The organism is Haladaptatus sp. DYF46 (assembly GCF_021083305.1).
In the GTDB taxonomy this organism is placed as follows: domain Archaea; phylum Halobacteriota; class Halobacteria; order Halobacteriales; family Haladaptataceae; genus Haladaptatus.
Window position 1 is genome coordinate 624,668 of the sequence record NZ_JAJFAY010000002.1, and the last position, 20,210, is coordinate 644,877.

21 protein-coding genes are annotated in these 20,210 nt (G+C 62.6%); 10 read left to right on the top strand and 11 right to left on the bottom strand.

All coding sequences use genetic code 11. The features are described from left to right. Position 1 precedes the first annotated feature (1 nt). Genes LJF34_RS14435 through LJF34_RS14445 form a run of 3 tightly spaced genes read left to right on the top strand, consistent with a single transcriptional unit; the run spans position 2 to position 3,029 of the window. Positions 2 to 883, top strand: coding sequence for an NAD(P)-dependent oxidoreductase (locus LJF34_RS14435; RefSeq protein WP_231185788.1), 882 nt, complete (start codon positions 2 to 4; stop codon positions 881 to 883). 42 nt (positions 884 to 925) lie between these two features. Then, a complete protein-coding gene (locus LJF34_RS14440) occupies positions 926 to 2,035 on the top strand; it encodes a 60S ribosomal export protein NMD3 (protein ID WP_231185790.1) in 1,110 nt (369 codons plus the stop codon). Then, on the top strand, positions 2,028 to 3,029 hold the full coding sequence (locus LJF34_RS14445) for a class I SAM-dependent methyltransferase family protein (protein WP_231185792.1): 1,002 nt from the start codon (positions 2,028 to 2,030) through the stop codon (positions 3,027 to 3,029). The genes LJF34_RS14440 and LJF34_RS14445 overlap by 8 nt, the downstream gene beginning before the upstream one ends. 177 nt (positions 3,030 to 3,206) lie before the next feature. Here LJF34_RS14445 and LJF34_RS14450 read toward each other — a convergent pair whose 3' ends face one another. The 3 genes from LJF34_RS14450 to LJF34_RS14460 form a co-directional block, all read right to left on the bottom strand. Then, positions 3,207 to 5,030, bottom strand: a complete 1,824-nt coding sequence (locus LJF34_RS14450; RefSeq protein ID WP_231185795.1) for an ATP-dependent DNA helicase — start codon at positions 5,028 to 5,030, stop codon at positions 3,207 to 3,209. 80 nt (positions 5,031 to 5,110) lie between these two features. Next, the gene (locus LJF34_RS14455) at positions 5,111 to 6,271 is read right to left on the bottom strand and encodes a hypothetical protein (protein ID WP_231185797.1); all 1,161 of its coding nucleotides are present in this window, start codon (positions 6,269 to 6,271) and stop codon (positions 5,111 to 5,113) included. 67 nt (positions 6,272 to 6,338) lie between these two features. Then, positions 6,339 to 6,548 carry a hypothetical protein gene (locus tag LJF34_RS14460; protein ID WP_231185799.1) on the bottom strand — a complete coding sequence of 70 codons (210 nt, stop codon included), beginning with the start codon at positions 6,546 to 6,548 and terminating at the stop codon, positions 6,339 to 6,341. 425 nt (positions 6,549 to 6,973) lie between these two features. Between LJF34_RS14460 and LJF34_RS14465 the strand changes: the two genes are divergently transcribed. After that, complete coding sequence (locus LJF34_RS14465) at positions 6,974 to 8,269, top strand: MFS transporter (protein WP_231185800.1); 1,296 nt, start codon at positions 6,974 to 6,976, stop codon at positions 8,267 to 8,269. A gap of 73 nt (positions 8,270 to 8,342) precedes the next feature. On the opposite strand, the gene LJF34_RS14470 is transcribed toward LJF34_RS14465, so the two are convergent. The 3 genes from LJF34_RS14470 to LJF34_RS14480 form a co-directional block, all read right to left on the bottom strand. Beyond that, complete coding sequence (locus LJF34_RS14470) at positions 8,343 to 9,668, bottom strand: ABC transporter substrate-binding protein (protein WP_231185802.1); 1,326 nt, start codon at positions 9,666 to 9,668, stop codon at positions 8,343 to 8,345. 290 nt (positions 9,669 to 9,958) lie between these two features. Further along, a complete protein-coding gene (locus LJF34_RS14475) occupies positions 9,959 to 12,379 on the bottom strand; it encodes a DUF4350 domain-containing protein (protein ID WP_231185804.1) in 2,421 nt (806 codons plus the stop codon). Between the two features lie 116 nt (positions 12,380 to 12,495). Next, positions 12,496 to 12,774, bottom strand: a complete 279-nt coding sequence (locus tag LJF34_RS14480; protein ID WP_231185806.1) for a hypothetical protein — start codon at positions 12,772 to 12,774, stop codon at positions 12,496 to 12,498. A gap of 73 nt (positions 12,775 to 12,847) precedes the next feature. On the opposite strand from LJF34_RS14480, the gene LJF34_RS14485 reads away from it, so the two are divergent. Beyond that, positions 12,848 to 13,702, top strand: coding sequence for a YkgJ family cysteine cluster protein (locus LJF34_RS14485; RefSeq protein WP_231185808.1), 855 nt, complete (start codon positions 12,848 to 12,850; stop codon positions 13,700 to 13,702). 23 nt (positions 13,703 to 13,725) lie between these two features. Here LJF34_RS14485 and LJF34_RS14490 read toward each other — a convergent pair whose 3' ends face one another. Further along, positions 13,726 to 13,899: a DUF5786 family protein gene (locus LJF34_RS14490; RefSeq protein WP_231186327.1), complete on the bottom strand. Its 174-nt coding sequence runs from the start codon at positions 13,897 to 13,899 to the stop codon at positions 13,726 to 13,728. A gap of 215 nt (positions 13,900 to 14,114) precedes the next feature. On the opposite strand from LJF34_RS14490, the gene LJF34_RS14495 reads away from it, so the two are divergent. Next, positions 14,115 to 15,125: a DUF5784 family protein gene (locus tag LJF34_RS14495; protein ID WP_231185810.1), complete on the top strand. Its 1,011-nt coding sequence runs from the start codon at positions 14,115 to 14,117 to the stop codon at positions 15,123 to 15,125. 4 nt (positions 15,126 to 15,129) lie between these two features. Here LJF34_RS14495 and LJF34_RS14500 read toward each other — a convergent pair whose 3' ends face one another. Then, the gene (locus LJF34_RS14500; RefSeq protein WP_231185812.1) at positions 15,130 to 15,414 is read right to left on the bottom strand and encodes a DUF2795 domain-containing protein; all 285 of its coding nucleotides are present in this window, start codon (positions 15,412 to 15,414) and stop codon (positions 15,130 to 15,132) included. Between the two features lie 165 nt (positions 15,415 to 15,579). Here LJF34_RS14500 and LJF34_RS14505 point away from each other — a divergent pair, with 165 nt between their 5' ends. Then, positions 15,580 to 16,368, top strand: coding sequence for a PHP domain-containing protein (locus LJF34_RS14505; RefSeq protein ID WP_231185814.1), 789 nt, complete (start codon positions 15,580 to 15,582; stop codon positions 16,366 to 16,368). A gap of 56 nt (positions 16,369 to 16,424) precedes the next feature. Continuing rightward, entirely contained in the window at positions 16,425 to 16,613 is a 189-nt protein-coding gene (locus LJF34_RS14510; protein ID WP_231185816.1) for a DUF6757 family protein, read from the top strand. Here LJF34_RS14510 and LJF34_RS14515 read toward each other — a convergent pair. Together LJF34_RS14515 and LJF34_RS14520 are read right to left on the bottom strand one after the other, a co-directional pair. Continuing rightward, positions 16,610 to 16,990: a hypothetical protein gene (locus tag LJF34_RS14515; protein ID WP_231185818.1), complete on the bottom strand. Its 381-nt coding sequence runs from the start codon at positions 16,988 to 16,990 to the stop codon at positions 16,610 to 16,612. The genes LJF34_RS14510 and LJF34_RS14515 overlap by 4 nt on opposite strands. Positions 16,991 to 17,094: 104 nt before the next feature. After that, entirely contained in the window at positions 17,095 to 17,415 is a 321-nt protein-coding gene (locus LJF34_RS14520; protein WP_231185820.1) for a ferredoxin family protein, read from the bottom strand. A 207-nt stretch (positions 17,416 to 17,622) separates the two neighbouring features. Between LJF34_RS14520 and LJF34_RS14525 the strand changes: the two genes are divergently transcribed. Both LJF34_RS14525 and LJF34_RS14530 read left to right on the top strand, forming a co-directional pair. Further along, positions 17,623 to 18,090, top strand: coding sequence for a cupin domain-containing protein (locus LJF34_RS14525; protein WP_231185822.1), 468 nt, complete (start codon positions 17,623 to 17,625; stop codon positions 18,088 to 18,090). Positions 18,091 to 18,496: 406 nt separating this feature from the next. Further along, positions 18,497 to 19,288, top strand: a complete 792-nt coding sequence (locus LJF34_RS14530; protein ID WP_231185824.1) for an aldo/keto reductase — start codon at positions 18,497 to 18,499, stop codon at positions 19,286 to 19,288. On the opposite strand, the gene LJF34_RS14535 is transcribed toward LJF34_RS14530, so the two are convergent. After that, positions 19,285 to 20,205, bottom strand: coding sequence for a DUF4352 domain-containing protein (locus tag LJF34_RS14535; RefSeq protein WP_231185826.1), 921 nt, complete (start codon positions 20,203 to 20,205; stop codon positions 19,285 to 19,287). The two genes, LJF34_RS14530 and LJF34_RS14535, sit on opposite strands and share 4 nt — an antisense overlap. Positions 20,206 to 20,210: the final 5 nt, after the last annotated feature.

The window sequence follows — 20,210 nt, forward strand, 5'->3', positions numbered from 1 at the left end:
GATGACCGGCACGGTCGTTTTAGCCGGTAGCCTCGACCGGACCGGTCGCTGGCTCGCCAAACACCTCACCGAAACGGGGTGGGACGTTACTTGCATCAGTCTCTCGCGGGCGAACTGGGAGCTTGGAGGATATCGGGGGATTTCCTTTCGCGCGGCGGATTTGACCGAACAGGTCGAAACAGCGGAGGCGATTTCGACGGAGGATCCCGACGCGGTCGTCCACTGGGCGACGCTGCCGTCGCCGGAGCGCCACAGCGGGATGCGAATCTTCGAGAACAACGTCATCGGAGCCTACAACGTCCTCACCGCCGCGGGACGGGCGAACGCCCGCATCGCGTGGGCGTCGAACGAGAGCGCCTACGGCTTCCAACTCGCGGGGGAACCGACCCTCCCCGAGTATCTTCCGTTGGACGAGGAACATCCGCTTCGGCCGCAGGACCCGTACGGAACCTCGAAGGCCGTCGGCGAGCAGATCGGTGCGATGGTCGCCCGACGATACGGCGTCCCCGTCGCCTCGATTCGGGGGTCGTGGGTGCAGTTCCCCACGAAGTACGACTGTCTCGACGCCCGGGACAACCTCGCGACCGGCGCGGGGAACTTCTGGTCCTACGTGGACGTTCGAGACGTCGTGACGGCAATCGAGCGGGCCATCACGGTGGACTTCGACGGACACGAACCGTTCATCGTCTCGGCGGCGGACAACTACCTCGACGAACCCATCGAAGACGCCCTGACCGAGTTCTTCGGCGGGGTTCCGGAACGGAGTACCATTTCGGGGGCGGATTCGGCGCTTTCGACCGAGAAAGCCGAGTCGATGCTCGGATGGACGCCGACCCATTCGTGGCGCGATTCCGTCGATGAGGACGAGTTCGTCATGCCGTGAGCCTTCTACAGGCTTAAAAGCGAGAACGACATAGAACCGTCAATGACCGATTCTGGCGAATTCTGCCCGAACTGTGGCGACCCCATCGAGGTCGACATCACGGAACGGGACTATCCGACCTCCGCCTCCCCGCGCGAGCGAAAGCTCTGTGATTCGTGTTACTTCGATCGATTCGACCTCGTGGACGCGCCGGAGCGAATCGAAGTCCGGGTGTGTGCACAGTGCGGTGCGGTGTACCGCGGCCGACGCTGGGTGGACGTGGGCGCGCGAGATTACACCGACATCGCCATCGAAGAGGTGAGCGAAGCGCTCGCGGTCCACGTCGACGCCCGCGACGTGTCGTGGCAGGTGGAACCCGAACAGATAGACCCGAACACGATTCGGATGCACTGTTACTTCTCCGGCGTCGTCCGCGACACGCTGATGGAGGAGGAGATCATGGTACCCGTGATGATCGCCCGACAGACGTGTACCCGCTGTGGGCGAATCGCGGGCGACTACTACGCCAGCATCGTGCAAGTACGCGGCGTGGACCGAACGCCGACACCGGAGGAGGAGAAGCGCGCCCGCGAAATCGCCAACGAAATCGTCGCGGACATGGAGGCGACGGGCGACCGGAACGCCTTCGTTACCGAGATGGACGAGACGCCAGACGGCCTGAACATCAAGGTCTCGACCACCAACATCGGCAAGAAGATTTCGAGCAAACTGGTCGAGGAATTCGGCGGGAGCTTTTCCGATGCTGAAACCCTCGTCACGGAGGACGAGGACGGCAACGGAGTGTATCGCGTGACCTACGCCGTCCGCCTGCCGCCGTTCACGCCCGGCGATATCATCAGTCCCGACGACGATGGGCCGGTCCTCGTCAGGAGCGTGCAAGGAAACCTGAAGGGCCGACGGATTACCACCGGCGAGGAGTACGAGGCCAAGTTCGGAAACGAGGACGCCGCCGACGCCCGCAAATTGGGGACCATCGACGACGCCGAGGAGACGACGCTCGTCGCGGTGACGGACGAACGCGCGGTACAGGTGCTGGACCCGGAGACCTACCGGACCGAGACGATTTCCAAACCGTCGTACATGGACGAGGACGCGGAGACGGTTCCGGTGTTCAAGGGTCGGTCGGGACTGTACGTGGTCCCTGATGCGTAACCTCGCCGTCCTCGTGGCGAAACCGCGCGCCGAGGACACCATCGCGGAACTGGAAGCGGACGGCGTCTACGACGCCTCCCGGAAGGTTCGCGAACACGACGACGAACTGGTCGAACTGCCCGTGACCGCGCGGCCGACCGAAACGGGGTTCGAGGGGATACTCGAACAGTCCGATCCGGAGTTCCGACACACCGACCTCGACTCCCTGCTTCGGGAACGCGGCTGGACGGACGACGAAATCGACCGCGCCCCGAAGTCGTGGGCCGTCATCGGGGACGTGATTCTCGTCCAGTGCGACGACTGCCCGCGTCCCGAGGAGGTCGGCGAGGAACTCCTCGCCATTCACGGGGAAGCCGGAACCGTCCTCGCCCGCTGCGGGATTTCCGGCGAACACCGGGAACCCGACGTGACCGTCATCGCGGGGGCGGGCGACACCGAAACCGTCCACACCGAACACGGGACGAAGTACGCCCTCGACCTTCGCGAGGTGATGTTCGCCCCCGGCAACCAGCGCGAGCGGTCACGGATGGGAAACATCGTCTCCCCCGACGAACGCGTCTTCGACATGTTCGCCGGAATCGGCTACTTCGCGCTCCCGATGGCCCGCGCCGGGGCGCGGGTGACGGCCGTCGAGCGCAACCCGGCGTCGTTCAAGTACCTCGTGGAGAACACCATGCTGAACGACGTTCCGCACCGCATCGACGCCTACCGCGCCGACTGCCGGGAGATGACGGACGTGAGCGCGGAGCGCGTCGTCATGGGCTACTACGACGCCCACGAGTATCTCGACACGGCGTTGCGCGCCCTCGAACCCGGCGGAGTCGTCCACATGCACGAGACGACGCCGGAAAACCGACTGTGGGAGCGTCCGGTTTCGCGACTCGAATCGGCGGCCAGCGAACGCGGCCGCGAGATCGAACTCCTCGACAAACGTCGCGTCAAAAGCCACAGCGAGGGCGTGTGGCACGTCGTCATCGATGCGCGGGTCGATTGAGAGAGTGTAGTGGCGAAGCGGATCGAGCTGTTGGGGGGAAAACCTATTAAAGATGAAGCGTTCGTTGACGTATGGACAGACAAAAGTGGATTTCGCTGTTCTTCGTCCTGCTGATGCTGAGTTCGGGCGTCGCTTACGCCGTCACGCTCATATAGCCGCGGTGAACGGAATCGCGGGCTATTCCGTGTCCCACACGTCCGCCATCGGACTCTTCTTTCGGGAGCGACGCGAGCGGGAGTTTTGACGCGAGTTCGATCCGGAATCGGAGTCGCCGGATTCGTTTTCATCGGATGAATCGTCGTGTCCATCGTCGCCGCCGCTACCGAACTGCCGGGCGCTACCGTGGCCGATGCTCCCGCCGGATCCGCCCGCCGAGCGCGGGTCGAACTCGGGTAACTCGGGAGACGCCGTGCGGTCCACCTGTTCTTCGAACCAGTCTGGCATGTCGGTTCGAGCGCGGTCGAACAGTTGAAGGAGGCTCGAATCGGCGAGGTACGTCGCGCCGTAATCGTCCGGCGCACGAATCACCCGTCCGCACGCTTGAATGACGGTTCGGAGCGCGGCGCGGTAGTACCACGCCCACTGCCCGTGTTCGAGTCGGTGGGCGACCCGCGAGTCGCTCGTGTTCAGGAAGGGCGCTTTGCAGAGCACCTGCCAGCGGGCGAGGTCGCCCTTCAAGTCCAGCGCCTCCTCCATCTTCACCGAGAGGAACACGTCCGGGTCATCGGTGGCCTTCCAAGAATCGAGGTCGGCGTCGCGGGAGTCCCGACCGTGGGCGCGCACTCGCCCGCCGACGCCGAACGCCTCCAGTTGTTCCGCGAGTTTTTTCTGGATGTGATAGGAGTGAGCGTGAACGATTCCCTTCTCGTCGGGGTGTTCCTGCATGATTCTGACGACCGTTCGCGCGATTTTGGGAATCGTTTCCTCGCGGTGTTCGTAGGTCATCTTCCCCTGCGTCACGTCGTACAGCGGTCGGTTTTCGACCGGGAAGGTGTGTCCCACGTCCACGAGGGCGACGCGTTCCGGGTCGAGGCCGACCTGCCGACAGAACGCCCCCTTGTTCAGAATCGTCGCCGAGAGGAGCGCGAACGCGTTACCCCGCTCCCAGACGGTGTGGGCGAGGTAACGTTCGGGGTTCATCGGCTTGATGGTCATCGGCCCGCCCGCGCCGTCGGGTTGGTCCACCACCCACTCCGTCGCGCTGTCCGGGTCGCGGTAGTCCTCCACGAACCAGTCCAACTCGGAAACGAGTTCCTGAAACCGGTCCCGTCGTGCCACCTCGCCGGGGGTGAGTTCCGGTTGCGCGACGAGGTCGTCCTTCCGTCGTTTGCAGGTACCGGCGAGTCGCTCGGCGTACTCCACCGCCCTGTCGAGGCCGGTGATTTCGGGCACCTTCAGGTCGTCCCAGATGGGCACCGTCCGGGGATTCAGGTCGATGGCCGCGTACATCTCCGCCCACTCGGCGAGTCCGTGCGCCTCGTCGATGACCACCACGTCCCGCTTGCGGAACACCTCCGACCCAGCGGTCCGCATGAAGTACGCCAGCGTCATCGCCGCGATTTCCCGGTTGCTGGCGATGGCGCGGTCGGAGAAGTACGGACAGCGATGTTTCACCGAACAGTCGTAGCCTTTCTCCCGAGCGCAGGGCGCTCGGTTGACCGGCGTGTCGTGTTCGCCGGGCAGGATACAGGAGTAGTTTCGCTTCCCGCGGATGATTTTGAGGTCGTCGAGCAGGGGTTCCTCGGCCACGTCGTCCAACTGCGACACCTGCGGCGTCGTGTAGTACGCGCCAGTCGAATCGCTCGGGTCCGCCTCGTCCACGCGCCGAGCGCATCCCGCGATCGCCCGAGCGAGCAGGGACTTGCCGCTCCCCGTCGGTGCCCGCACCAACACCACGTCGTTGTCCCCCTCGAACGCCGACCGAACGTCGGCGAGCGCCTCCCGTTGGTTGCCACGGAAGGAGGGCGCGGGGAACTCGTCAAAAATCCGCTCGGGGTTCACTGTTGGTAGAACGGGAAGGAGGGTCGTAAAACCCGCCGGTCTGGCGGGGCAAAGAACGGAGGCGGTCGGAGAAAAGGGACCTACGGGAGCCTTCGTAGATGGACGCCCGCTATCTGCTGGCGAACGCCGAGCATGTGGAGGAACTCCGACGCCGTCAGCACGCCGATATCGTCCGAATACGAGACGAGGACGTACTTCGTCCCCTCCCGGAACAGCAGGTACGCCGTGAGAGCGGTTTCGTCTTCGGGAATCGAGGCGACGTCTTCGGAAACGAGTTTTCCGACGTTCGTCGTCGCCGAGACACCCGTTCGGTCCGTCCACGATCGCAACGCGTCGGTCGTGAGGACGCCGACCGGCGCGCCGTCCCCGTCGCAGACCGGAAACGCCCGTTCGTCGCTCAGGTCGAGTCGTTCCTCGGCGAGGAAGTCGTCCACCAACGTCTTCGACGGGACGCACGGTTCCCGCCGTCGGACGAACTCCGAGACGGACGTGTCGGCGAGAAACAGCCGGTTTCTCACGAACTGCCGTTCGTCCATCGCCGAGAAGAAGAAGAACACCGCGACGAGGCCGAAGAGCAGGTGGTCGAGAACGAACGCGGCGTAGAAGATTATCACCACCGCCAGGACCTGCCCGAGGACGCTGACGATTCGCGTCGCCTGCATGGTCGAAGTGACCCGGCGGAGGAGGGACCGAAGCAGGAGCGCGCCGTCGAAGGGGAAGATGGGCAACAGGTTGGCGAGCCAAACGACGCCGTTGAACATGGCCAACAGACCCACCGACACCACCACGACCTGCGGGTCGCCCGGAATCGCCCACAGGACCGCCGTGAAGAGACCGGTGAGAAGCGCGCTGGTCAGCAATCCGGCGAGCGCGATGGGAGTTTCCCGCTCGAAGTACCGCGTGCTGTAATCGAACTGCGAGAGGCTGCCGAACACCCAGAGCATGATGTATCGCGTCTCGACCCCGTATCGGCGGGCCAACCACGTCTGCACCAAGTCGTGAACGAGGAGACTCGCAAGGAAGCCGAAGAACACCACCGCGCCGACCAACCACGGGGTCAGTCCGACGTCGATGGCCGAATAGCGGACCGTGTGCGGCGAAATTTCCGTGAGGACGTCTATCCACACGCGGACCGAGACGCCGCGCTGAATCCACCACCCGACGACGGGAAGTGCCAACAGGAGGCTGATATCGACGAGGACCGGAATCCCCCAAATCGAACCGATTCGACTACCCCGCATCCTACCCTAGCCAAGGTCCGAACAATCGTCAATATTGTGTCCAGTTTCCGCTCGATCCGCACGCGGTTCACTCGCCGGCCCTGAGCGCCGCCACGTCCGCCGCCGAGGGGTAGTCCGGCAACTCCTCGATACAGGCGTAGCAGAGGAAGTGTTCGCTCCCGTCCTCGAACTCCAACGTCATCCCGCCCGTCGTCTGCGGGTTCGAACTCCAGAGGTTGGCGATACCGCCCGCAATCGGCACGTCCGCCCCACACCCGTCGCACTTGTCGGTCGTCATTGGTATCGGTTGGTCGTTCACGGGGAAAGAACGTTCGGGGAGTTCGACGAGAAAAACCGTCGAGTGGGCGAGTGGCGGTTCGTGACGGGATGTCACACCGCCGTCAGAGCTAAATACACTACGGCGTACAGTTCGGAACGAACCGTTCTATGATGTTCCGGCTTGCGTATCGTCCGGTGTTCGAACCGCTCGCGCTCACGCCGAGGAGCGAGGCCCGATAGCCGCAGCACTCGGGTTTCGTTCCGCTACATCCCGTAGCCGCAGTTTCTCGACCGAACACGCACGCATATGCCGACATCCACGGAGTCGCAGGCACGCGGCCGCGACTCGCCGATCCACGCATCGCCTTTCGAACGACAGACGCATCGCTCGCGGTCCCACGGACCGCTCGAACGACGACTGACGACCACCGGAGGTGGTCGGAAATGACCACGGCCGGCGCGGACGGGAGCGCGCCGTCGCTGTGGCGGAACCGCGATTTCCGGCGGTTCTTCGCCGGGGAGTTCGTGACGAACGCCGGGGACAGCCTCTACACCGTCGCCGTCCTGTGGCTCGTCTTCGAACTCAGCGGCTCGACGGTTCTCACGGGTATCGCGAACTCGCTGTTGTTGCTCCCGTGGCTCCTGCAGATACTCGCCGGACCGATAGTCGACCGATTCCCGCTCAAACCCGTGCTCGTGGGGGCACAGGTTCTGCAGGGCGTCGTCGTTCTCGTCCTCCCGCTCGCCGCGTCGATGGGGTGGATGAGCGTCGACGTTCTGCTCGCCGTGGTTCCGATACTGACGCTGGCGACGCTGCTGACGTCGCCGATGCAGACGACGCTCGTCCCCCGAATCGTGGCCGATTCGCGGCTATCGAGGGCGAACTCCGCGCTCGCAACCGTCACGCTCGGTCTCGACATGGTGTTCGACGCGCTCGGCGGCGCGTTCATCGCCGTCTTCGGCGCGACGACGCTGTTCCTGTTCGACTCGGCCACGTTCGCCGTCGCGGGACTGTTGTTCGCCGGTATCGCGGTCCCGAAGGACACGGCGAAGAACGAACCGGAGCGAACCGACGGGTCGATACTCGGGTCGTACATCGATGACCTGCGAGCGGGGAGCGACGTCCTCCGTGGAACCGTCTTCGTCGAACTGATACTCACGACGGCGGTAGCAAACTTGGCGACCGGCGTGACGCTCGCGATCCTCCCGGCGTTCGGCGATGCGCTGGGTGGCCCTGCCGTCTACGGTTTGCTGCTCGGTGCGCTCGGCATCGGGCGGCTCGTCGGGTCGCTCGTCGCGCCCTATTTCGAAGGCATCGCGTACGGCCGGTTGTTGCTCGTCGGGAATTCGGTGGCCGCGTGCTGCTGGTTCGCCGCGGTGTACGTGCAGTCGCCCGTGCTCACCGTCGTCCTCTTCGGGCTCGCATGGGTGCCAGCGGGCACCAACGGCGTACTCATGGCGACGCTGAACCAGACCATGTTTCCGTCCGACCTCCTCGGTCGCGTGTCCTCCATCAAGGGGACGGCTTCCGGGGCCACGCTGCCGCTCGGGTCGCTCATCGGCGGCGTGGTCGCCGCGGTGATAGGAACGACGACGACGATGGGAATAGCCGCGTTTGGCTTCGGGTTCACGGGACTGTACGTCCTCGTGCGACCGCGACTCCGGCGACTCCCCGCCGTCGCGGACGCCGACCCGGCGACGTTCGACGTGACGGCCCCGTCGGACCACAGCGAGGAGTAACGAGCCACGCGCTCGTACGCGGTTCAACGCGGCCCGGGTGTGAAAACGGTCGAGCGGCGATCGAGCGCTTCGGTCAGAAGTCGCCGTCGACGACGTTCACGACGCGCTGGCGGTCGAACAGCCGTTCCGCTTCGGGAATCTCCGGGTACGGTTCGCCGTCGGCGTAGCCCGGCCATTCGCCGAACTGCTCCGGGTAGAATTGCTTTGCGGTCATCTCCAACTGGAAGAGGTTCATGACGGGACCCTGACGCGGGTTGCCGGACGCGTAGAGGCGGTCGTTCTTCACGGCGGTCAGTTCCGAACCCACGCTGTGATTCCGGATGGACTCCTTGGTGTCAGCGACGTCGTAGTACGCCGAGATACCGTGGTTCATGATGATGACGTCCGGGTCGGCTTCGAGCATCGCCTCGTAATCGACGAGTTTGCCGCCGTACTCGTCCGTCGCGATGTCCGCGAAGACGTCGGGAGCCTCCAACGGACGAGTGTGGGAGAAGAAGTACCCGGGTTGGTTGAGTTTGTGGACGTAAAACGCGTTCTCCGAAATCCGGGGGTACACCATTCCGACCGTGGGTCGGTCGTTCCGCGACGGAAGCTTCGACTGAATGTCCGACAGGAGGGCCTTCCTGATCGAATTCAGTTCCTCGAATCGGTCCCGCTCCCGGAACACCGCCGCGAACTTCTCGGTGAGTTCCCACAGGGTGTAATACCGGTAGGAGTCGCGGTAGGCTTCGGGCGGTTGCCGGTGTTTTCGACTGTACATGTTGCCGAAAACCGGCCCGATGTTCTTCTCGACCTCCTGGACGTCCGATGTACTCCAGCCGTCGAGCGTGCCGAGATACACCGGGTCGATGAAGTGAACGTCGCTGTCCAGTTCGTACAGCGTTTCCTTGTTGTACCCGCCCGTCTCCGTGAAATCGAGCCACTCGTCCGAGATTCCGAGCCGAGAGTAGAAGAACGTCAGCGACGGAACGGTGTACGACGGATACGCCGTCGATTTCACCGCGGTGCGGTGGCCGAGAGCCGCCGCGATGTCGATGTAGTTCGTCGAACTCCCCAACACGTTCTTCGGGACGGTCTCGAACTCAACCGCACCCATCGGCGACATCGTCACCGAGTAGGGCCCGTCTTCGGACGTGGTCGTCTCGGCTGTCGTCTCCGTTCCCGAATCCGTCTCCGTGTCGGTCTCGGTCCCCGCTTCGGTCGTGGTCGAGGTCGAACCGCTCGTGTCGCTCGAACAGCCTGCAAGTAGCCCGCCACCGACCACCGCAGCGCCGTACTTCACGTACTCCCGTCGGGTCCGTTCGACCGTCGACCTCTCTTTCCCGACGGTTTCCCCCTCGATTCGCTCGCGAGAATCCCGCCGCGTCGGACCGTCACGTTCCGTTTCGTCGTTTGCCATGGATTTTAGGCTCGCCTAAACAATAATAGAGTTTCCGATTTTTAGGCCTGCCAAAAAGTCGGGAGAAGTTCGAAAGTCGAACCCGGGAGGAATACAAAACCGGAATCGCAGGAACCGTCCGGTCGCAAGCAGTGGTGGCGAAATATCCTCATTCGATATAGCGCTATTCGATACATATCAGAGTCCGCTAGACACATCGATTTCCATCCAACAGCGGCCGTTCCCTTCGAAAGCAGGCGATCACTCCTCGAAACGTCTCAAAAATAAAACATCGAAACGAAGCGTCCCTTTCAGTACGACTCGCTCGTGTACAGCACGCCGCTGTCGTCGTAGACGGACACCGTGTCGCCGCCGTTGTTCCACACCGCGGAACCGGTGTTGCCCCAGTAGAGGTCGGAACTCGTGTCCGAACCGGTTCCGGTGTGGAGCGTCACCTGCGCGCCGGCGTCCAGCGTGAAGCCGCTCGGGAAGGCGTAGGTGTGGGAGGCCTCGTCCTCAACGGTAAACCCGGTGAGGTCGATGGAACCCGTTCCGGAGTTCTCGAAGACGACGTACTCGTCGTTGAGGTTGTCGTTGTCGTTGCCCGACGCGTCCGCGTGGATTTGGACGATGGAAATGTCGCCGCTGCCACTGCCGCCGTCGCCGTCGCCGGTCGAACCGTCGTAGGCGTCGAACAGCGGGAAGGACGTGTCGAAGACGGTCGTCGTCGGGATTCCGGCGTCATCGTTGACGTTGTTCGTGCCGTCGGTGACGTGGTCGCCGTTGATTCGCAGGTCGGTGCCCAGCGAGGAGGCGAGGTCGTTCAGGTTGGTGCGAGCGCTCGACGGTGCCGTACCAGCACCGACGAGGACCACCGCGCCGTCGTCCGCGACGAACGAGGTGAGCACGTCGATTTCCGCCTGCGTGAACGCGTCGGCGGGCGTGGTGACGACGATTGCCCGCCAGCGCGAGAGGTCGAACGTGTCGAGGTCGTTCGCCTGGTCGAACGAGAGGTCCACGCCTTCGAGGTAGCGCTGATAGTAGGCCGCGTCGTCGTTCGAGACGGCGTAGCTCGCGTCGAACTGGCCGTGACCCCCGTCGATGAGGATATCCCCGCTTCGGTCGCTCACGTAGTCGATGAGGTTCGTGAGGAAGGCGAAGTTCCCGTAGCCCGACGTATCGACGGCGAAGCCCTCGGAACTCTCGTAGCTCTCGTCGATGAGCGGACTCCCGACCACGGCGACGTTGGCGGACTGGTCAACCGCCGCGAGCGGGATGTCACCGCTGTAGGCGTAGCCGCCGGACTGCGTGGCGGTGCTTTCCGCGTAAATCGGAACGCGGGAATCGCTCACGCCGCCTGAGGCGGTCTTGACGCTGGCGGCTTGCGGGAGGAACAGGTCGTCCACTGCACGGTTTCGAATCTCCGAGGAAGCGTCGGGGTCACTCTGGCCCCACACGCCGGTGCCGTTCGACCGTGCGGTGTCCTCGGCACGCCAGAAGTCGTCGTGGTAGGAGGAACCGGAACCGTACACGCGGGCGTGGCCGGTTTCGACGGCGCGCAGGTTGTAGAAGTCGTCGCGGGTGTCGTCGCCCGTCGCGTCGTAGTGGAGGTAGCCGAGGACGCGGCCGTAGGTGTCCCGAAGCGGTTCGTTCGGGTCGAACGAGAGTTCGACGGTCGCACCGTTTAGCTCGTTCTTCCCGAAGTCGGTGGCGTTCGACCCCCACGTCTGGAGGTAGCTCAGCGTCTCGATTCCCTCCCACTCTTGAATCCGTTCGGCGGAACTGTTCGCCGCCTTCTCGGGCGTGTCGATGCCGAGGATTCGGATGCTCTCGGTGGACCCGTCGTCGAACTCGACCGTCGCCGTGTCGCCGTCCGCGACCTCGGTGACGTCGACGGTGTACGTCTCGCTCTTGTCCAGTCCGAGTCCCTCGCGGTCCGTAAAGTAGTCGAAGGACGTGTTGAACCGACTCGTGAGCGGTTTGTAGTCCGCGCCGCCGTTGTTCGAGGCGTCGAGCACCTCGTCGTCGTTGAACCGGAACGGGAGGCCGAGCGAACTCGCGATGTCGTTCAGGTTCGCCGTCGTGTCGTTGTCGTTGTAGTCCGATTGGTCGTGGACGAACAGCGTTCCGCCGCCGGAAACGAAGTTCCGGAGATCGGCGAGTTCCGAGGAGGAAAACGCCGTCGCGGGCGACGTGATGACCGCCGCGTCAGTGCTTCCGAGATCCGCCGAGAGGGAGGACGTCGCCGTCACCGTATAGCCGTTGTTCTCGGCGTAGCTCTCGAACGTGGAGAAGGAAGCGAGGTCGTAGTACTGGTCGTGCCCTTCGTCGAAGAGAACGGTACCCGAACCGCCGAGTTCGGCGTCCCACACGTTGAGGACGAACTCCTCGTTACTGTTCTGCCAGTTGGTGTCGTCCTCGACGAGCATCGAACCGAACGCGACGACGTTCGAGTCGGAAACGACCAGCGGAATCGACGTTTCGCTGCCGTAAAGGGTCGCGTCGCCGTTCGAGTCGGCGTCGTGGTTCGTGGCGGTGTCTTCCGCCCACACCGCGATGACTGAACTGTCGGTCAGTTCACCGCCCGCGGCATCGAGAAAGCTCGCCGTCGAGTGACATTCGAGCGGCGAAATATCGCCCGAAGCGGCGCGTACGTCGGAGCTGAGGGTTGCGGTTATCGGTCCCGTTGCGGTCGCTGCCGCGAGCACGGACATGAACGTTCGTCTTCGCATCGGTTAGAACAGGCCACTGGCAGGACATAAATTATTGCATTCTTTTGTATATTTTTATTCTTTTCCAGTGCATATATTCACGTGTTTGCTCAATATACGTCTCGGTACACAGACGTTCACACGGCTTCGGTGGGTTCGTATTCGGTCGCCATGCGGCCGGCTTCCGTCGCGTATCGGTCGCGGGTTTCCTCGTCCTCGACGGTCCCCAACTGGTCCGCCGAAACGTCGAGCGCGGCGGTGGTCTTCCGCGCTGTTCCCGTGAAACTCGGGAGCGCACGTTCCTTTCGGAAGTAACGCGACCCGTCGGGCGTCGCGTAGACGAGGATGATGAGGTTCTGTTCGTCGTCCGAGTACGTTCGTTCGACCAACCAGACGCGCACAGTGTCGGTGTCCATACGCGGGTTTCGTCGTGAAGCCGGATAGTTCCACCAGACCGTTTATGCGACAGAGTACCGTACTTCGGTCGGTATGGAGGTGAACTGCGAGGGGTGTGCAGGCTGTTGTATCGACTGGCGCGACGTCGCTCCCGAAACCACGGACCACGAGCGACGCGGACCGCGAAAACCGCTCGACGACGCGTACAACTTCGTTCCACTCATGCGCGGGGAAGTGCAGGCTTTCGTGGAAGCGGGACTCGCCGACGCGCTGACGCCGCGTCTCTGGCGGGACGAATCCGGGCCGGAAGTGGACGGCGTGACGCTGGCAGCCATCGACGGAAATCCGGCGTTCTTCCTCGGGATTCGGAAACCACCCAAGCCGGTTGCGCCGTTCGAAACCGAGCCGAGATGGCTCCCGGCCTGTGCCTTCCTCGACCCGGAAACGCTCCAGTGCCGGATTCACGGCGACGAGTTGTATCCCACGGAATGCGCGGAGTATCCCGGTCACAATCTCAAATTAGGACGGGAAACCGAGTGTGAACGGGTCGAAACGTCGTTCGACGGAAATCGGTTAGTGGACGACGAACCGCCGCGAACGCTCTCCGGGTTGCTGCTCGGGCCGCAAGCCATCGGCGAAAAGGTGTTCGTCCATCCCGACCCCGACGAGTTGGCGGGAGTCGTTGAGCGTCTGCTCGCGGACGAGTTGACCGACGACGACAGATTTCGGTTCGTCGCCACGGCCGTCGCTAATCGACCCGGCACGACGTCCATCGACGACGAAACGTACGAATCCGTCCTGACGACGGCACGCGACGCCGACTCGTGGGTCGGTCGCTCGATTCGCCGGTTGGAGGCGATGGCGCGAACCGAATCGGACGTTCCGAACGCATCGATCGCAGAACGGGTCGAAACGGATTTCGGCGCACCGGAGACTCCCGGTTGGTAAATTCGCCGCGAAGAAGAGCCGTGCTACTCGGATTTCATCTTCTCGAACTGCTTGAGCAAATCTTCGGCAGAGTCGCCGGAGTCGTACTCGACAGTCCCGTGATAATCCGATCGTACGTCATCGAAGGTCGTATCGACGGTACTGTTCTTCCGCTCACGGCGTTCGTGTTCTTCTTCGTCATAGGCACCCATTGACATGACAACCACACTCATACCTTGGCGTGGGGCAGTTATTAATGTAACGGATAATCACATTATTCGTTCAGGATGTACCATCGTCAGACGCAAGGGGGAAGCAGGAAAAACGGACCGAGCAGGAAGTCGGGAAAAACGACGGGGAAGGAGGTGACGACGGTCGGAGACGACCCGTGAGGTGCATAACACGTAAACATTCTCGGTTACTAGGTTCCTCCGTGGCAAGCCCGCTCCGCTTTCGCCGCTCTACGGAGCGGTGGGACGACGACCGCATAACGACGGAGTTGTACTCGCACCTCGATTCGAACCTCGGGGCGCGTTCGACGACCCCCCACTACGTGGAACCGAACGGCTTCGACGCCCGACGGTTCGAGATGGACAACGGCGACGTGGCGCTGTTCCTCTGGAACGACGAACTCGCCTATTGGCTCGGCAACACCGAGACACCCCCCGCACTATGGCGAACGAACAAGTTCACCTTCGACGAGGTTCCGTACCCCATCGCGCGGTGGAGTCAGCGCGAACTCCTCGCCGATTTGGCCGTCGAGTCGCCATGGCTGGCCGAATACGACTACCTCTCGTGGTTCTTCCTTCCCGTTTTCTTCTCGAAGGACGGCCGCGAGACCTCGCGGGCGTTCTTCCGCAAGTACGCAGCGGGCTTTCCCGACGCGACGCGGGACGAAGCCCTCTCGTTTTACGAGCGGTTCCTCAGCACCGGCGCGTTGGACGGTTATCGGTACACGATGGCCTCGAAACTCGGGACGAGCGAGTATTTCGACGAGAACCGGATGAGTTCCACGATGAGCGAGTTCACCGTGGCGAAGGTGTTGACCGACGCCGGATACGGCGTCGAACCCGAAATCGAAGTGACGACCGGTCACTCGCTCGACTTCCGCGCCGACCCGCCCGACGGCAACCAATCGTCGTTGGTCGAAGTGACGCGCCCGCGGCCGCCGACGCGCCGGGCGGCGGATACGCCCGTCGCGGCGGTGCGCGAGACGGCCGAGACGAAGACGAACGGACAGTTGAGCGAACACGGCGGCGGGGCCGTGCTGTTCGTCGATTGCACCGGCTTCAGGGACGACGAATGGGCGGCCGTCGTCGGCGAACAACCCGGCGTGCGCCACCGTCCGGCGGTCGTCTTTCGTGCTCGTCCGTCGGGACGCATCGAAGCCTACGAAAAGGGGTCGGTTCCGCTCTCGCTAAATCGGGCCCTCGAATGGGTCTGATAGATTAGAAGGAGATCTGGTCGGGGCCGAACGTCCCCATCGTCGTCGGGTCGCGGTCGCTGTAGTGGCGGCGACCGATTGCCTTGCTGCTGAGGCCGTTGTACATCGCCTCTTGGGCCTGTTGTGACGAATCGTACGTCTCGTTTCCGACCCGTGCGAGCACTTCTTCCAGCGTCTCGGTCCCGTTCGGAAGGTCGATAACGTAGTCGCCGTGGGATGCGATCAACTGTTCCGTGTCGGTCGGATAGTTGTGTGAGTCGAGCAGTTCACTTGCTTGCTTCAACGTCATTACGAATCAACATACCTCAAAGTTCATTATAAACTTTGTCGCCAAGGTATAGGGTCGAATATAAGGATGTACAATCAGTATAGTCTCATCCGTAGTCGCCGTCCCAATCCGCACAATCCCCGGTCAAACCACAAACCCCTTCGTCCGAGATGACCGACATGGGGTATGAGCGTTTTTGCGGACCTTCACGTCCACACGACCAACTCCGACGGATCGATGGAACTCGCCGAGGTTCCGTCGGCCGCCAGGTCGGCGGGCGCTTCGGTCGTCGCCATCACGGACCACGACCGACTCCATCCGGACCTCCCGACGCCGGTCTCCGTCGTGGACGGTATCACCGTCGTCCACGGCATCGAACTCCGGGTCGAAGCTCCCGGCGGACAGCACGTGGACCTCCTCGGCTACGGCGTCTATCCGACGCCCGAACTCGCCGAGGAACTGGAGCGACTACAAACCGACCGCAAGGAGCGCGGACAGACGATCATCGACTGCGTGGAAGAGCGCCTCGGAATCACCCTCGGCCTCGAATCGCGCGAGGGGTTGGGACGACCGCACATCGCCCGTGCCATCGCCGCACATCCGGAAACGGAGTACGACTTTTCCGGCGCGTTCGAGAACCTCATCGGCGCGGACGAGCCGTGTTACGTCGCCCGTGACGTGCCGAGTTTCGAGCGTGGCGCGGCCCTCCTCTCGGACGCGAGCGGCCTCGTCGGGCTGGCCCACCCGTACCGCTACGATGACCCGACGGCGGCGCTCGCACTGACGAGCGAGCTGGACGCCGTCGAGCGATACTATCCCTACGGTCGTGAAGTGGATACGCGGCCGATAGAACGGGCGATCGCCGACCACAACCTCGTGCCGACGGGCGGGAGCGACGCCCACGAGGACATCCTCGGAAAGGCCGGACTCTCGAAGGAGGAGTACCGACATTTCAGAAGCGCGGTGACACTCTGATATCGACGGCGACGAAGAGCGGTGGGTTCAATTTCGTCGAAGCCATACGTTACCCCATGCGGTGTCATTACTGTAGCCGAGAAGCGACGTTCGCGCCGGAAGTGGGTGGCGTACAGGTCGGCCTCTGCGACACCCATTTTCGGGAGCAGTTCGAATCGCTGTCGGATTCGGACGTGATGCAAAAGCTACGGAGCGAACTCGACGTAGACGGTATGGACGGGGCCGACGGCGGAGAGGGAAACTAGTTCCCGGTACACGCCGTGAACCGTAGTTCGTCGTACTGATACAGGGAAGCAGTGCCGAGTGTCGACAGCGCGTCGATAACCGACTCCGGGCTTGCCCGGACGCGAACGGTTCGGATGCCCTCCCGAAAGAGGTAGGAAAGGCCCGTTCTAACCAGCGTCGTCAGCTCCCTCTCGTCTACTGAAACGGGACGCGGACGGGTCTCCTCGCTGGCGGACAGAACGAGGGATGCGCCGCCGCCGTTCACGGTATAGACGGTGAGCGTATCGCCTTCGTGTTCCGTTCCGAGAACGTCGGTGGGGTCGAACGGGGGTTCCGCTTCGTCCAAATCGAGGTCGAGGACGTCGTCCTCTTTTCGCCCGATGGTGTGGTTCACCACCGTCGCCACCTCCCGGGCATTGGAGAGCTTCGGGGATTCATACAACTAGTTGAGAACCGATATATAAATAACGCGCGGATAGCACAAAGAAGGGTTTTGCTTACTCAGGCGCGGCCTGCATCGACGTCGATGGCATCGACCGGGCACACGTCCACACAGAGCATGCAGTCGATACACTGTGCTTCGTTGGTGGGGTCCGCCTTCTCCTCGCTCTCTGGGTGCCCCGGCGAGTCTACCCATTCGAAGACGTCGACCGGGCAGTCTTCGAGGCAGGCCCCGTCAGCGATACAGAGGTCGAAGTCCACCGCGACGTGGGTGCCGTGGATGCCGAGCTTGTCCGGTTCGTCCACCGGACCCCAAACATCGTGGCCCTCGTGGTCGTCTACCTTTTCGCGGTTTTCGTGAAATTGTGGGTCAATAGCCATGGTCTCTCACCTATCGGAGTAGACGCGAAAGGAGTACTTAAAACCAAGTCCTTTACTTAAGTTTTTTCATCACCAGAAATTTTTAGGTTGGGCTAAAAACACGCGAGAGAGGCCTCGAAAGCACCGTGTGGGTTTTTCGCTTTGCAATGGGTTTAAATACCACCGTTCGTCAGCGGGGTTTTACGGCACCACCTGCGAAGAAACCCCATGGAGAAAGTTCACGTCGACGATGTCGACGGGCAGATGAGCGCGGGCGACGTTCGGCGGCCGATTTCGAAGGCGCTCGGTGCGGACAACCTCGCCATCAACTACTACGAGCTCGCGCCCGGCGACAGTTTCGCGTTCGGCTATCACGCACACGACGACCAAGAGGAGGTCTTTTACGTCCAATCCGGCACGACGACGTTCGAGACGGAGAACGGGGACGTCGTCGTTTCGGCGGGCGAACTGATTCGCTTCGCACCCGGTGAGTTCCAGCGCGGCGTCAACGAGGGCGACGAACGCGTTACCGCCCTCGCACTGGGCGCACCACGGGACACCGAGAACGTGGAGATGTATCGCCGCTGTGAGGAATGTGGCGAACGGACGCAGAACGAGATCGAGATGGCGGACAGCGAGGAGGAACTCGTCACCTACTGCCTCGACTGCGGGGCGGAAACCGGCCGTTTCGACTGATTGCGTTCACGTTGGGAGGGAAACCCCTCCGTCATCACTGGCGACCACCGAACGCCCGACGTCCGTTTTCCGAATTTCCACCGGAAACGGTCCCCTACCATAACTGAGCGCTGTTTGATGGGGAACGCAACTCCTCCAAAACCCCCGTGTAACTTTTCCACCGGAAATAGAGGGGTTCGAGAAGGATTCACAAACCCTCCCACTGCGGTCGAAATTCTGACTCCGAAAGGGGAGTTTTCGAGGGTGCGCGCCAAGCGGCAGACACATGTCAGACGTGAGGGTTGGTGACGTGCCGACAACCCCCATCGTTTCCGGTGGAACTTCGGACACGGGTCGAACAGTGCGTGAATCAGCCAACGCTTCCGCGATACCGACCTTTTTCGCGTTCGCCCCCGTTTTCAGGTCCATGACGGAGATTCCATCGCCCGGCTTGGGAACGTCCGGCAACGAGGACCGGGACCAGTGTGCGAAAACGGTACGGACCGCGCTCTCGCTCGGCTATCGACACATCGACACCGCACAGATGTACGACAACGAATCGGGGGTCGGCGACGGAATCGCCGACGCGGACGTTCCGCGCGAGGAGGTCTTTCTCGCCACGAAGGTCCTCCCGGACAACCTCGCACGCGACGACGTGCTTTCCAGTACGGAAGAAAGCCTCGACAGGCTCGGCACCGACTACGTGGACCTGCTCTACGTCCACTGGCCGATGAAGGCCTACGACGCCGCGGACACCCTCCCGGCGTTCGACACGCTGTACGACGAGGGAACGGCGCGCAACGTCGCCGTGAGCAACTACACGCCCGAACTGCTCGACGAGGCGCGTGACATTCTCGACGCACCCGTCACCGCCAATCAGGTCGAGATGCATCCGCTGTTTCGACAGGACGAACTACACGACTACGCGACGGAACACGACATAACGCTGGTCGCTTACGCTCCCATCATGCAGGGCGATGCCGACGACGTTCCCGAACTCCGCGACATCGCGGCGAAGTACGATGCGACGCCGACGCAGATCAGCATCGCGTGGTTACAAGGGTTGGAGAACGTCGTTCCCATCCCGAAAGCCACGGGTGAGAGCCACCTCCGAGAGAACTTCTCGGCCCCCGAATTGGACGAGGAGGACATGGCGAAAATAGCCGCCATCGACCGCGAGGAGCGACTCGTGGACCCGGACGGGGCCGCGTGGAACTAGTTACCGTTCCAGCGCACCCACCACGACCCGTTGCCGTCGCTGCCTTTCCACTCGACGGTCAAATCGTCGACCGTCTTATCGGCGGCAAGTTCGTAGGCGAGCCACCCGGATAGACTTTCGCCGGACGCGACGGTTCTGTCGCCGAACCGGTTGACTTTATACTGCCCATCTTCCTTCGTGATGTCCGTTGGTGAAATCTCTTTGCCGCCGACCACCAAGTGAATCTGTTCGCCCTTCGGAAGGGTCTGTTTCATACGGAACTTGTTCTCGGCTTTGACGGTTACGAAGGCCCACTGTTTTCCATCGCTCGCCTCCACCATCTCGGACCCACCGCTGCCCGTCTCGTATCGGTAGTGGTCGGTGAGGGTGATGTCCTGTATCGTCACGACGACCTCCGTCGGACTGCGGAAGGTCTGGCCGAGCGAGAGTTTCTCGCCGACGATGTCGATGGTGAACGTCTTTTTCAACTTCTCGATATGGTATTTGACCGTCGCCACGTACGGATACGTGAGTTTGGTGGACCACTTCGTCGTCTCTCCGGGGGCGATTTTGTCGGTCTTTAGCTGCCCCATCTGCTGTGAACCCGGCGTGTTACCGTTCACCTGAACCGGAGACGTGAACGCCTTCTTCTTATCGCCGACGTTCTTGAGGGTCAACGAGAGCATGAACTCCTGACCCATGGTGACCTTGTTGGGCACGTTCGCCGCGACGAGTTGGAAACCGCCAACGGTGGCTTTTCCATCACCCCCGTCGTCCCCACCCGAGGTCGTTTTGTTCGACGGTCCCGACCCATCCGTTTGTTTCTTGTTCGAATCGTCCCCATTCCCGCCGTTCTTCGGCCCGGAACCGGTACACCCCGCCAAGGCCCCCCCGGCGAGTGTCGTTCCAGACGCCAGCAGAAATCTTCTACGGCGCATGGGTA